Origin of the sequence: Roseateles sp. L2-2, assembly GCF_050613215.1 — a bacterium.
In the GTDB taxonomy this organism is placed as follows: domain Bacteria; phylum Pseudomonadota; class Gammaproteobacteria; order Burkholderiales; family Burkholderiaceae_C; genus Roseateles; species Roseateles noduli.
In genome coordinates, this window is sequence record NZ_CP192509.1 from 1,660,243 (window position 1) to 1,673,685 (window position 13,443).

The 13,443-nt window shown below is 70.6% G+C and carries 11 protein-coding genes; 5 read left to right on the plus strand and 6 right to left on the minus strand.

Annotated features, from left to right (window positions below):
* Window positions 1–115: 115 nt before the first annotated feature.
* Window positions 116–1,909 (plus strand): aspartate--tRNA ligase, encoded by a 1,794-nt coding sequence (aspS, locus tag ACQZ13_RS07615; protein ID WP_431050721.1) that lies wholly within the window; start codon window positions 116–118, stop codon window positions 1,907–1,909.
* A 272-nt stretch (window positions 1,910–2,181) separates the two neighbouring features.
* Window positions 2,182–3,624 (plus strand): hypothetical protein, encoded by a 1,443-nt coding sequence (locus ACQZ13_RS07620; protein WP_431050723.1) that lies wholly within the window; start codon window positions 2,182–2,184, stop codon window positions 3,622–3,624.
* A gap of 25 nt (window positions 3,625–3,649) precedes the next feature.
* Here ACQZ13_RS07620 and ACQZ13_RS07625 read toward each other — a convergent pair whose 3' ends face one another.
* From ACQZ13_RS07625 to ACQZ13_RS07635, 3 genes are all read right to left on the minus strand, one after another.
* Complete coding sequence (locus ACQZ13_RS07625; protein ID WP_431050725.1) at window positions 3,650–4,363, minus strand: flagellar basal body L-ring protein FlgH; 714 nt, start codon at window positions 4,361–4,363, stop codon at window positions 3,650–3,652.
* An 82-nt stretch (window positions 4,364–4,445) separates the two neighbouring features.
* Window positions 4,446–5,000 carry a cell division protein FtsI gene (locus ACQZ13_RS07630; RefSeq protein WP_431050727.1) on the minus strand — a complete coding sequence of 185 codons (555 nt, stop codon included), beginning with the start codon at window positions 4,998–5,000 and terminating at the stop codon, window positions 4,446–4,448.
* 2 nt (window positions 5,001–5,002) lie between these two features.
* Entirely contained in the window at window positions 5,003–5,416 is a 414-nt protein-coding gene (locus tag ACQZ13_RS07635) for a hypothetical protein (RefSeq protein ID WP_431050729.1), read from the minus strand.
* A 303-nt stretch (window positions 5,417–5,719) separates the two neighbouring features.
* Between ACQZ13_RS07635 and nudB the strand changes: the two genes are divergently transcribed.
* From nudB to clsB, 3 genes are all read left to right on the plus strand, one after another.
* Entirely contained in the window at window positions 5,720–6,271 is a 552-nt protein-coding gene (gene nudB / locus ACQZ13_RS07640; protein ID WP_431050731.1) for a dihydroneopterin triphosphate diphosphatase, read from the plus strand.
* A gap of 119 nt (window positions 6,272–6,390) precedes the next feature.
* Window positions 6,391–7,095, plus strand: a complete 705-nt coding sequence (locus tag ACQZ13_RS07645; RefSeq protein WP_231993309.1) for an endonuclease/exonuclease/phosphatase family protein — start codon at window positions 6,391–6,393, stop codon at window positions 7,093–7,095.
* Entirely contained in the window at window positions 7,092–8,366 is a 1,275-nt protein-coding gene (gene clsB / locus ACQZ13_RS07650) for a cardiolipin synthase ClsB (RefSeq protein ID WP_431050733.1), read from the plus strand. Before ACQZ13_RS07645 ends, clsB begins: the two co-directional genes overlap by 4 nt.
* 206 nt (window positions 8,367–8,572) lie before the next feature.
* Here clsB and ACQZ13_RS07655 read toward each other — a convergent pair whose 3' ends face one another.
* The 3 genes from ACQZ13_RS07655 to hutU all read right to left on the minus strand — a co-directional run bounded on the left by ACQZ13_RS07655 (window position 8,573) and on the right by hutU (window position 13,350).
* On the minus strand, window positions 8,573–9,934 hold the full coding sequence (locus ACQZ13_RS07655; RefSeq protein ID WP_431050735.1) for an alpha/beta hydrolase: 1,362 nt from the start codon (window positions 9,932–9,934) through the stop codon (window positions 8,573–8,575).
* A 73-nt stretch (window positions 9,935–10,007) separates the two neighbouring features.
* Window positions 10,008–11,567 (minus strand): histidine ammonia-lyase, encoded by a 1,560-nt coding sequence (hutH, locus tag ACQZ13_RS07660; RefSeq protein ID WP_431050737.1) that lies wholly within the window; start codon window positions 11,565–11,567, stop codon window positions 10,008–10,010.
* A gap of 61 nt (window positions 11,568–11,628) precedes the next feature.
* Entirely contained in the window at window positions 11,629–13,350 is a 1,722-nt protein-coding gene (hutU, locus tag ACQZ13_RS07665; protein WP_431050739.1) for a urocanate hydratase, read from the minus strand.
* Window positions 13,351–13,443 lie beyond the last annotated feature (93 nt).

Below are 13,443 nucleotides of genomic sequence, written 5' to 3' on the forward strand. Positions count from 1 at the left end.
CGCAGGACCCCGCCAGCGCCCATCGCCTGAATTTTCCTCTGCTGGCCGCGCCCGCGTCGTTCCGACGTCCCGCCGCCCAGCGACCCACCGAACATCGAATTTCCGGAGAACCTCCATGCGTACCTGCTATGCCGGCCAAGTCAGCGAGAAGCTGCTGGACCAGACCGTGACCCTGATGGGCTGGGCCCATCGCAGCCGCGACCACGGCGGCGTCATCTTCATCGAACTGCGCGACCGCGAAGGTCTGGTGCAGGTCGTCTGCGACCCCGACCGCCCCGAGATGTTCAAGGTGGCCGAGAGCGTGCGCAGCGAGTTCTGCATCAAGGTCGTCGGCAAGGTGCGCGCGCGCCCGGCCGACAAGCAGAACGCCAACGTCGCCAGCGGCAAGGTCGAAGTCCTGTGCCATGAGCTGGAAGTGCTGAATCCGTCGGTGACGCCGGCCTTCCCGCTGGACGACGAGAACATCTCCGAGACCACGCGCCTGACGCACCGCGTGCTGGACCTGCGCCGCCCGTACATGCAGAACAACCTGATGCTGCGCTACCGCGTGGCGATGGAAGCGCGCAAGTTCCTGGACGAGCACGGCTTCGTCGACATCGAGACCCCGATGCTGACCAAGAGCACGCCGGAAGGCGCGCGCGACTACCTGGTCCCGTCGCGTGTCCATGACGGCATGTTCTTCGCGCTGCCGCAGTCGCCGCAGCTGTTCAAGCAGCTGCTGATGGTGGCGGGCTTCGACCGCTACTACCAGATCACGAAGTGCTTCCGCGACGAGGACCTGCGCGCCGACCGCCAGCCCGAATTCACGCAGATCGACATCGAGACCTCGTTCCTGGGCGAGGAAGAGATCCGCGCGATGTTCGAGGGCATGATCCGCCACGTCTTCCGCAAGGCGCTGAACGTCGAGCTGGGCGACTACCCGGTGATGAAGTACGCGGACGCGATGCACCGCTTCGGCTCCGACAAGCCCGACCTGCGCGTCAAGCTCGAGTTCACCGAGCTGACCGACGTGATGGGCGACGTCGACTTCAAGGTCTTCTCCGGTCCGGCCACGACGCCGGGCGGCCGCGTGGTCGCGCTGCGCGTGCCTGGCGGCGCCACCATGAGCCGCGGCGAGATCGACAGCTACACCGAGTTCGTCAAGATCTACGGCGCCAAGGGCCTGGCCTGGATCAAGGTCAACGAAGTCGCCAAGGGCCGCGAAGGCCTGCAGTCGCCGATCGTGAAGAACCTGCACGACAAGGCGGTCGCGGACATCCTGGCGCGCACCGGCGCGCAGGACGGCGACCTGATCTTCTTCGGCGCGGACAAGGCCAAGGTCGTCAACGACGCGATCGGCGGGCTGCGCCTGAAGATCGGTCACAGCGAGTTCGGCAAGACCACGGGCCTGTTCGAGGACAAGTGGGCGCCGCTGTGGGTCGTCGACTTCCCGATGTTCGAGGAAGACGAGGAGAACAAGCGCTGGGCGGCCGTGCACCACCCGTTCACCGCGCCCAAGGACGGTCATGAGGACCTGATGGTCACCGACCCGGGCAAGTGCGTGGCCAAGGCCTACGACATGGTGCTCAACGGCTGGGAGCTGGGCGGCGGTTCGGTGCGTATTCACAAGGCCGACGTGCAGGCCAAGGTCTTCGAGGCGCTGAACATCAGCCCCGAGGAACAGCGCGTGAAGTTCGGCTTCCTGCTGGACGCACTGCAGTACGGCGCGCCCCCGCACGGCGGCCTGGCCTTCGGTCTGGACCGTCTGGTGACGCTGATGACCAAGGCCGAATCGATCCGCGACGTGATCGCGTTCCCGAAGACGCAGCGCGCGCAGTGCCTGCTGACCGGCGCGCCGTCCTTCGTCGACGAGAAGCAGCTGCGCGAACTGCACATCCGTCTGCGCAACCCGGGCGCCGCCACGGCCTGACGGCCTCGGGCACGGTCCCGCGACACCCTCCGCGGGCCTGAAGCGCCCGCCTGGACAACGCCTCGACGGAGCAATCCGCCGGGGCGTTTATGCTTCCGCCGTTCCCCGGAGCGGGGACGGCATTGAACGGGACGGACATGGCGACGGGCGAGCGAGGCGAACGCGGAAGCAAGGGCAGGGACAGCCGCGGACGGCCGGCGGGCGGGAGACGCGGCGCCGGTCCGGGTGCACGCCCGGCCCTGACGCCGCAGGCGCGCTGGGAGCGACTGGTGATGCGCCGCCCCGGCCTGGCGCTGCCGCGCCTGCAGCGACTGATCGCGCGCGAGGGCGAGCCGCCGTTCCAGGCCTTGCTCGGCGCCTTCTTCATCCTCGAACGCTGGGGCCGTGGCCCCGAACTGCAGGCCGAGCTCGAACGCGCGATCGCACGCGCCCTGCAGCACCGGCTGCTGGAGGAAGCGGCGGAACTCAGCGAGGCGCTGGGCCGCATGCACTACCAGCGCGGCGACTACGTCCAGGCCTGCAACGCGTGGAGCCAGACGCTGGAGCTGGCCGACGACGAGACCCGCTGGGCCTGCCTGGCGCGGATCGGCCTGGCGCACCTGTGCTTCGCGCTCGGCGACTGGGCGCGCGGCGGTCGCGTGCTGGATCAGGCCGAGCTGCACTACCCGCAGCTGGGCGACGACCCCTACATGCGCTCCAAGATCGCGCTGAACCGCGCGGTGTCGCTGCGCGCGACGCAGGGACCCCAGGCCGCGCTGCCGCGGCTGGACGAGGCCCGCGCCGATGCGCGCGCCGTCGGGCATCGCGACTACGAGGCCGAGGCGATGTGGCACCACGCCCGCTGCGCGCGCGACAGCGGCGCGGTGGCGCACGCCCTGACCCTGGCGGCCGAGGCGGAAGATCTTTCGCGCCGTTGCCGCTACCGCTGGCTCCAGGCCCAGACGCTGCTGCTGATCAGCGAACTGCGCGGCGGCACCGACGCCGTGCCGCCCGCGCAGCAGGCGCTGGCATTGGGCGAGGAGATCCAGTCGCGCTCCCTGCAGGCGGCGGCGCATGGGCGCCTGGGACAGCTGATGGCGGAGCAGGAGCAACTCGGCCCGAGCTGGTACCACCAGCAGCAGCGGCAGCGCCTGGAGGCGACGCTCGGGCAGACCGAACTGCCGGCGCGGCTGGAACAGCTCGCGCGATTCGACACGGATCCGCACGGCGCGGAGGGCCTGCTGCTGACGCTGGGCCGCTCCGGCGCCGCGGTGACCACCGTCGCGGACGTCGATTCGCAATGGCAGCAGGCGCGGCCGCGTCTGCTGGAAGCCCTGGCGCTGACGGCCTTGGAACTGCGCTGGACCGCGGGCGGCGCGCCCACGCTCATCGGCGGCGCGGCGCGGGCGGGGCGCTCATCTCAAGCGCTGTCATTGCGGAATGCGTCAGGCGCGGTCGTCGGCGAACTGGTGCTGGAGCGCCCGGAAGGGGCGGTCTGGTCGCGCGCGGACCGCAGCCGCGCCGAGCGGCTTGCGGGCTGGCTGCAACGGCTGATCGCGCAACTGCCCGCTGCGGAGACGGGGGCCGGCGCATCGGACGCCGTCGAACCGGGGGCGCAGGCGCGCGCCTTGGTGGCCGTGCTGGAGCGGCTGTCGGGCGCTTCCGGCGATGTCGCGGACCCGGATCTGTCCGAGGCGCTCGAACTCGCGCGGCGGCTCGCCGCGCGACTCGTCTGAGTCGACACGGATCCCCACGGATCGCTCACCAGATCGCCAGACTGGAGGTGAGCACGCGCTGCAGCCAGCTGCGCCGGGCGGCCTCGGAGACCTCGCCCTTGCCGGCGACTTCCATTCGCGCGTTGACGACGTCCGCCGACTGGACCTGGTTGCCGGTGCGGATGTCCTGCGGATTGACCACGCCCGAGAAGCGCAGCGTCTGCAGTCCGCCGTTCATCGCGATGCTGCGTTCCCCCGCGACGACGAGGTGGCCGTTGGGCAGCACGTTGATCACCGACACGGCCATCTGCCCGCTGAGGCTGCCGCTGGCTTCGGTGTCGCCGCTGCCCTTGTACGAATCGCTGCCGGACGCGGTGGCGTCGGCCTTGAGCAGCCGGTCGACGATGCCCACGTTGCTGGATCCGCCCGGTCCCTTGACCGCGAGCTTGTTGTCGCGGCTGGTGTCGGTCTTGCTCTTCTGCGTGGCGCTGAGCGACTCGCTGATCGCGACCTTGAGCGAATCCCCGACCTGGCGCGCGCGACGCTCGGTGGTGAAGAGCGAGGCCGCGGCCATCCCGGGTTGATAGATGGCGCCGTTGTTGACGCGCTCGACATAGGCGCCGTCGGGCGCGGCCATCACCTGCACCGGACCCTGCACCAGCGCCTCGTTCGAGGCGCAGGCGCTCAGGAGCGCGCCGCAGAGCAGTGCCCCGCCCAGCAGCCATCCGCCGCGTCGCGCGGCCATGGAAACGTTGAACATGATTCCCTCGTCGATGTGATCGTTGTTCTCCGGACGACGTCGCTCCGGTGTCCGGGACAGTCTCGGGCGGACGACGCCGGGCTCAGCCCTCGAAACCCGTGAGCAGCGCCCGCACCACCGGGGCGAGCTTGTTGCGCGTGCTGGCCCACTTGCCCAGTCCCAGCGTCGCGTCGTCGCTGCGGTAGCTGCTGGCGGCCATCAGGCGACCGCCTGCGTCGTGCAGGCTCAGCGTCGCCTGCGAGAGGTAGGGACGCATCTGGTCCGACAGCGGCGGCTTGTCCCACTGCTGCAGGCCCTGGTAATGCACCCAGGCGGGACAGGCCTCGTCGCCGGGGCGCACGCCGGCTTCGAAGACGCGGGCCTGGACCTCGTGGTCGCGCAGTTCCGCGATCAACGCCGGCACGAACTCGGGCAGCGCGAGCGAGCGGTTGTATTCGATGCAGACGCGATCCGGCAGCGCGGCGTCGTGGAACACCGTCTGCGTCGCGCGCGTCGGCCCTTGGCCGATCGCGACCGTCGCCATGCCGGCCGTGGCCTTGGCCAGCTCGATGCTGGGCATCGGGCTCAGCAGCGAGCAGCCGGCCAGAGGCAGCGCGCCGGATCCCAGCGCGAGGGTGAGGGCGACGGCGGCGCGCATGATCAGAGGATCTCGTCGATCAGCGCCTTGCCGGCGACGGCGCCCGCGGCCAGGTAGCCGCCGACGGTGCTGCCGAGATCGCCGGCCTCCTTCATCACCGTGCTGGTGCCGCTGGCGACGGCGTCTTTCACGTCACCGGCCAGTTCCTTGACCTCGGACAGTCCGGTCGAGATCGCATGGCCCAGGTCCTTGGCGCCGTCCTCGAGGGCCTGCAGGCCTTCCTCGCTCCAGTGCACGACGGTGCTGACGGCGTTCTCGCCGCCCTGGTAGGCCGCCTGCGCCAGGCCGATCGCGCCGGCGGCGACGGTGCCGTACTCCCGGGCGTTGATCTCGAAGCTGCCGCTGGGCCGGTTCACGAGCTGGCGGGACGCGACCAGCGGAGCGCCGGCGCCGGGCGTGGTGTTGACGGTGGTCATGACCCCTCCTGGGTGTCGATTGCGATGGAGGCCATTCTTCCGGGGGGCGGCACGGCGGATGCCCTCATGACCGGCGGCGTCCGACGGCTCTACAAACTTTCTATATTTCCTGCCGCACATCCGCCGACGACGTTGTTCGTCGACTGTGAACAACCGTTGCCCGCGTGATCGGGCGACATGTCGGCCGCCGCGATGCGCCCCAACGTGTCCGGTGTTTGTCGGGCGTGTGGGAGTCCATGTCGACGGCGTGCCGGGCCCGGCACACGCCGACCGTGCCATGACCCTGGGATATGCTTGCCCGCTATGAGCGAAGTGCCTCTCGACCCTGTTGCCACCGCGCTCCCGGCCGACGCCCGGACGGCCTCCGCCGAGCCGGCCGCGCGCGCCTACAAGATCCCGGAATCCGTGCTGGTCGTGATCCACACCGACGCGCTGGACGTGCTGATGCTGGAACGCGCCGACCGTCCCGGCTTCTGGCAGTGCGTGACCGGCTCCAAGGACGCGCTCGACGAGCCGCTCGCCGACACCGCGCAACGCGAGGTGTTCGAAGAGACCGGCATCCGCGTGCAAGACCTGGCCCCCGGGGCGCTGGTCGACTGGGCACTGGCCAACGTCTACGACATCTACCCGGTCTGGCGTCACCGCTATGCGCCGGGCGTGACGCGCAACACCGAACACGTCTTCGGCCTGACCGTGCCGGCAGGCGCCGCGGTGACGCTGGCGCCGCGCGAGCACCTCGATTTCCGCTGGCTGCCGTGGCGCGAGGCGGCGGACCTGTGCTTCTCGCCGTCGAACGCGGAAGCCATCCTCCAGTTGCCCGTCCAGCGGGCCCGCGCTGAAAGGGCCACCCCATGATCCGCCGAACGCCGCGCCACGCGGCCCTGGCCAACTCGGCGACCACCGACACCTCGCCGGCCGACAGCGTCGGTCGACTGCGCGTGGCGACCTACAACATCCACAAGGGCGTGCGCGGCATGGGCCTGGGCAAGCGCCTGGAGATCCACAACCTCGGCATGGGCGTGCAGGCGCTGGATGCGGACCTGGTCTTCCTGCAGGAGGTCCGGCTGTTCCATCACCGCGAGGCGCGCCAGTTCGACCGCAGCTGGTTCGGCTGGCCGGAGCAGGGCCAGGCGGAGTTCCTCGCGCCGGAAGGCTACGAGGTGGCCTACCGGACCAACGCGGTCACGCGCCACGGCGAGCACGGCAACGCGTTGCTGTCGCGGTATCCGCTGGGCGACATCGGCCATCACGACGTGTCGGACCACCGCTTCGAGCAGCGCGGCCTGCTGCACGTGCCGGTACGCTGGCAGGGGACCGAGGTGCATGCGGTGGTCGCTCACCTGGGACTGATCCACGGCAGCCGGGTGCGGCAGATCCAGAAGCTGGCGGCCTTCATCGAGGACCACGTGCCGCACGGCGCGCCGCTGGTGGTGGCCGGCGACTTCAACGACTGGGGCGAGCGGCTGGAAGAGTCCATGCGCACGACCGGCCTGAGCCGGGCGATGCTGCCCGGCGCGAAGCGCTCGCTGCCGACCTTCCCGTCGCGGGTGCCGGTGTTCGCGCTGGACCGCATCTACACGCGCGGCCTGCGCTGCGTCGACATGAAGGTGCCGCGCGGCCCGGCGTGGGCGCGCATGTCCGACCACCTGCCGCTGCTCGCCGAGCTCGTGCTGACTTGAAGCGGACGCCGGAGCCCCTCTTCCCGTGGACCCTCGGGTCCCAGCCCAGCTTCACCGGCGGCAACGCGGTGGGGCTGCTGTGCGGCGGCGACGCGCTGTTTCCGGCGCAGATCGAGGCGATCGACCGGGCAGAGCACGAGGTCTGGCTCGCCACCTACATCTTCCATGACGACGAGGCCGGCGCGGCGACCGTGGCGGCCCTGGTGCGCGCGGCGCAGCGCGGCGTGCGGGTGAGGGTGGTGGTGGACGGCTTCGGTTCCAAGGGCAGCCTGGGCTGGATGCGGGCGCAGCTCGAAGGGACGGCGGTGGCGCTGGCGGTGTTCCGGCCGATCGACCGGTGGTGGAACTGGCTGCATCCCGGCCAGTTGCGCCGGCTGCATCAGAAGCTGTGCGTGGTGGACGGGCGGGTCGGTTTCGTCGGCGGCATCAACGTGATCGACGATCGCGTGGACCTGCACCACGGACGCACCGAGTCGCCGCGGCTGGACTTCGCCGTGAGCGTCGGCGGGCCGGCGGTGCGGGCCATCGAGCAGGCGGCGCGCGCGGTGTGGACGCGGGCCTGGCTGGGCCACGACTTCGGCGACGAGATGCGGGCGATGATCCGCAGCGCCTCGCCGGGGCGGCGCGCGAAGCGCTTGATGCGAAGGATCCGGATGCCGCGCGGCGAACATCGCCGGCGCGATCCCAGCCGGCTGCCACCGGTGCGAGCGGCCTTCGTGCTGCGCGACAACCTGCGCCAACGCCGCACCATCGAGCGCGCCTACGTCGAAGCGATCCGCGGCGCGACGGCGCGGGTGGACCTCATCACGCCCTACTTCTATCCGGGGCAGCGCTTCCGCCGCGCGCTGAAGGACGCCGCGCAACGCGGCGTCCAGGTGCGGCTGCTGCTCCAGGGCAAGGTCGACTACAAGATCGCCGCGCTGGCCGCGCACGCGCTCTACGACGAGCTGCTCGGGCACGGCGTGCAGATCTACGAATACACGCCGGCCTTCCTCCACGCCAAGATCTGCGTCGTCGACAACGACTGGGCGACGATCGGCAGCTCCAACATCGATCCGCTGTCGCTGCTGCTCAACCTGGAAGCCAACGTCGTCGTGCGCGACGCCGCGTTCGCCGGGGATGTGGCGCGGGAGTTCGACGCGGCGGTGGCGAAGTCGCTGCGCGTCGAGCAGACAGCCGGACGCGGGCTGCGAGGCTTCCTCGGGCGCGCGCTGGTCGCTTGGGTCGCCTATGTCTACCTGCGAGTGGCGGGCGCGACCGGTCGATACTGACGCCGTATGACTCCCTCTCCCGCTTGCGGGAGAGGGCAGGGGTGAGGGCCAGCAGCGTCACGCAGGAATCAGGCGCCATTGACTTCGCGCTGCCAAGCGCGGGCACTCCACGCCTCAGGGGGCGTCCCTCCGGGAACCCCCAGAAGCATTCCGGCCCCACCCACTCTCGCTGACTGCCTCGGTCTGGGACCGAGGCCTGCGAAGGGTCAGTACGTGCCCTGGCCCCGGGGCATCGGCGGGCGAGTGTCCACCGGATACGGATCCTGTTGACGGGCGTTGCCTGCCTTGGCGTTGAACTGCTTGTCGACGAATCTCAGCATCGGCTCGACCCGCGCCGCCCAACTGCCTTCATCGTGCCCGGCCCCTTCGGCCTCCAGATAGCCGATGTCGGCGCCAGCCCACCCTCGCGCCGACAGCACCGAACGCAGCTTGCGCAGCTGCTTGATCGAGTCCACCCCCTCATTCGTGCCCATGTCCAGCCACAGCTTCGGACGCGGCAAGGACATCGGCAGCGGCGTCTTCTGCGCGTCGCGGATCGGGAACTCATCGTCCCACCACAGCGACGGCGACACCACCAGCGCCGTGCCGAACACATCGCCGTGATGAACCGCCAGCCACAGGCTGACGATGCCGCCCAGCGACGAACCGCCCACCGCCGTGTGCGCCGCATCCGGCAGCGTGCGGTAGCGCGCGTCGATCGAGGGCTTGAGCTGTTCGATCAGGTAGCGCGCATACGCAGGCGCGAGCCCGCCACGCGTGTTGCCCTCGTACTTCATTGCCGTCGCGGTGTACTCGTCGATGCGGCGCGAGGTGTTGTGAACCGCCACGATGATCAGCGGCTGGATCTGTCCGTCCACGACCAGACGCTGCGCGGTCTCGTCGACCTGCCACTCCGCGCCCGCCGCGGCGGCGTCGAAGACGTTCTGGCCGTCGTGCAGGTAGAGCACCGGATACCGGCGCGCGGTGTCGCGCTCATAGTCGGGCGGCAGCCAGACCTGCACCGGACGCTGCGCGACGAAGTTGCCAGGCAGCGGCGCCAGCCGCTCGATGGTGCCGGCCCGGCTCAGCGAGATCGGCGCGCCCGGCGCGTTGAAGGCGCGCGTGACGCGCACTTCGTCGGCGACCAGTTCCAGCGAGCGGTTGGAGCCGGATTCCCAATCGCCTTCGGGATCGTTCTGGCCGGGATGTTCGACGTGGAACTTGTAGGGCACGTTGCCGCCGGGAGGAATGCGTTCGAAGACCACCGAGACGCTGTACCAGCCCTCGCGGCCCAGTCCGGCGGCCGGCGCGACCACCGAGCGACCCCAGTTGAGCGGCGCCGCGCCGCCGCGCACGCCGACGACGTCCCTGGTCGGATCGAAGCGGCCGCCGGCGATCTCTTCGCGCATGTCGACGTCGAAGACGACCTTGGTCGCCGCGAAGGCGCGCGGCGCGAAGATCACGGCCGCGATCAGCAGCAACAGGCTCGCAACGAAGCGGACAAGCTGGGGCGAGGCGCGTTCCGGCGTGGGCAGGTCGGAAGCGCGAACGGCGCGCGGAGGGCGCGCCGTCGAGGCGGTGTGTGGCATGCGGAACTCGCGGGGAGGTGGCGGGCGATGCCCGACGATGCCCCGGATATTAGTCCAGCCGTCAGTCCCGTGGTCAGTCCAGTACGACCATCTCCGTGCGCGCGCGCAGCAGCGCGGCCGGGCCGCGCGGGCCGTCGTCGTTGACCAGCACGAAGGCGCGCTCGATGTCGGGCGCGAGGTAGTGGTCGGTGGACATCGCGGGGCAGCGCTCGCGCAGCAGCGCGTGCACGTCCTCCAGCGGCGCGGAGCTGCGCAGCGGACGCAGGAATTCGATGCCCTGCGCGGCGGCCAGCAGCTCGATCGCGACGATGTGCGCGGTGTTGTCGAGCATCGGGCCCAGACGCCGCGCGCCGAAGGTGGCCATCGAGACGTGGTCCTCCTGGTTGGCGGAGGTCGGCAGGCTGTCGACGCTGGCCGGATGGGCCAACGACTTGTTCTCGCTGGCCAGCGCCGCGGCGGTGACGTGCGCGATCATGAAGCCGGAGTTCAGGCCGGCGTTCTCGGTGAGGAACGCGGGCAGGCGCGAGACGCCGGTGTCGATCAGCATCGCGATGCGACGCTCGGCGATGGCGCCGACTTCGGCGATCGCGCAGGCCAGCGCATCGGCGGCCAGCGCCACCGGTTCGGCGTGGAAGTTGCCGCCCGAGACCATCGCGGCCGGGCCGTCTTCCGGCGCGAACACGAGTGGGTTGTCCGTCACCGCGTTGGCCTCGCGCACCAGCACGTCGCGCACGTAGCGCGACTGGTCCAGGCAGGCGCCCATGACCTGCGGCTGGCAGCGCAGGCAGTAGGGATCCTGCACGCGGTCGTCGCCGTCGCGATGCGACTGGCGGATCGGGCTGCCGGCGAGCAGCGCGCGGTAGGCGGCGGCGGTCTCGATCTGGCCGGGCTGGCCGCGCACCTCGTGGATGCGGGGATCGAAGGGGCCGTCGCTGCCGCGCGCGGCGTCCAGGCTCAGCGCGCCGCTGACGACGGCGGCGGCGTAGACGGTCTCGAAGCGCAGCAGGCCTTCGAGCGCCAGCGCCGTCGAGGTCTGCGTGCCGTTGATCAGCGCCAGGCCTTCCTTGGCTTCGAGCACCAGCGGCTTCAGGCCGGCCTTCTCCAGTTCCGCGAGCGCGGGCTTGCGCTGGCCGTCGACCAGCATCTCGCCTTCGCCCATCAGCGCCAGCGTCATGTGCGAGAGCGGCGCCAGGTCGCCCGAGGCGCCGACCGAGCCCTGCGCCGGCACGTAGGGCACGAGGCCGGCGTTGAAGGCGTCGAGGATGCTCTGCACCACCGATTCACGGACGCCGGAGAAACCGCGCGCCAGCGAGGCGGCCTTCGTCGCCAGCATCAGCCGCACGACCGGCGGCGCCAGCGGCGCGCCGACGCCCACGCAGTGCGAGCGGATCAGGTTGCGCTGCAAGGCGGCCAGTTCGTCCTTGCCGATGCGCTTGGAGGCGAGCTTGCCGAAGCCGGTGTTGACGCCGTAGACGGGGTCGTCGCCGGCCGCGGCCGCCTGCACGACGGCGGCGCCGCGGCGGATCGCGGGCCAGGCCTCGGCGTGCAGCGCCAGCGTCACGCCGCCGGCGCGGATGCGGCGCAGCTGCTCCAGGGAGAGTTGGCCGGGGATGAGTTCGAGGGAAGTCGTCATGGGAACTCGGATCGAAGTCTGATTCGGGTGTCTGGTGAAGGGCGGTCTCGAGGGCGCGCGCTCAGCGGCCCAGCATCGGCAGCTTCAGGCCGCGCTCCTGCGCGGTCTGCTGCGCCAGCTCGTAGCCCGCGTCGGCGTGGCGCATGACGCCGGTGCCGGGGTCGTTCCACAGCACGCGGGAGAGGCGCTTGTCCGCCGCCTCGCTGCCGTCGCAGACGATGACCACGCCGCTGTGCTGCGAGTAGCCCATGCCCACGCCGCCGCCGTGGTGCAGCGAGACCCAGGTCGCGCCGCCGGCGGTATTGAGCATGGCGTTGAGCAGCGGCCAGTCGGAGACGGCGTCGGAGCCGTCCTGCATCGATTCGGTCTCGCGGTTCGGGCTGGCGACCGAGCCGGAGTCCAGGTGGTCGCGGCCGATCACGATGGGCGCCTTCAGCTCGCCGGTGCGGACCATCTCGTTGAACGCGAGGCCGGCCTTGTGGCGTTCGCCCAGGCCCAGCCAGCAGATGCGCGCCGGCAGGCCCTGGAAGGCGATGCGCTCGCGCGCCATGTCCAGCCAGCGGTGCACGCCGGCGTGGTGCGGGAACAGTTCCTTGATCTTGGCGTCGGTCTTGTAGATGTCCTCCGGATCGCCGGACAGGGCGACCCAGCGGAACGGGCCGCGGCCTTCGCAGAACTGCGGGCGCACGTAGGCAGGCACGAAGCCGGGGAAGTCGAAGGCGTTCTTCACGCCCTGGTCGAAGGCGACCTGGCGGATGTTGTTGCCGTAGTCGACGGTCGCAATGCCCATGGCCTGGAAGTCCAGCATCGCCTGCACGTGGACCGCGCAGCCGCGCGCGGCGGCGGCCTTCAGGTCGGCATGCTTGGACGGATCGGCGGCCGCGGCCTTCCACTGCTCGACGTTCCAGCCCACCGGCAGGTAGCCGTTGATCAGGTCGTGCGCCGAGGTCTGGTCGGTGACCAGGTCCGGCTTGATCGCGCTGCCGGCCTTCACGCGGGCGACCAGCGCTGGCAGGACTTCCGCCGCATTGCCCAGCAGCGCGATGGAGACGGCCTTCTTCTCGGCCGTGTATTTCGCGATGCGCGCCAGCGCGTCGTCCAGGTCCGTCGCCTGTTCGTCGACGTAGCGGGTCTTCAGGCGGAAATCGATGCGCGACTGCTGGCACTCGATGGTCAGGGAGCAGGCGCCGGCGAAGGTCGCCGCCAGCGGCTGCGCGCCGCCCATGCCGCCCAGGCCCGCGGTCAGCACCCAGCGGCCGACCATGTCGCCGCCGAAGTGCTGGCGGCCGGCCTCCGCGAAGGTCTCGTAGGTGCCCTGCACGATGCCCTGCGAGCCGATGTAGATCCACGAGCCGGCCGTCATCTGGCCGTACATCATCAGACCCTTGCGGTCCAGCTCGTTGAAATGCTCCCAGTTGGCCCAGGCCGGCACCAGGTTGGAATTGGCCAGCAGCACGCGCGGCGCGTCCACATGCGACGGGAAGACGCCGACCGGCTTGCCCGACTGGATCAGCAGGGTCTCGTCCTCGTTGAGGTTCTTGAGCGACGTGAGGATCTGCTCGAAGCAGTCCCAGTTGCGCGCCGCCTTGCCGATGCCACCGTAGACCACGAGCGCGTCGGGGTTCTCGGCCACGGCCGGATCCAGGTTGTTCTGGATCATGCGGTAGGCGGCCTCGATCAGCCAGTTCCTGCAGCTCAGCTGCGTGCCGGTGGGCGCGCGCACCGGGCGCGGCTGGGCGGAGGGAGCGGTCGTCTTGAAGCTCGTCGTGGGGCTGGTCGTCATCGATGTCTCCTGGTCTGCGAGGCGGGCCGGCCCGCGGTCTTCGGGGTCCGATGGGGCGCGATCATAGGAGCGGTTTTCTCGGTTGTCTATACA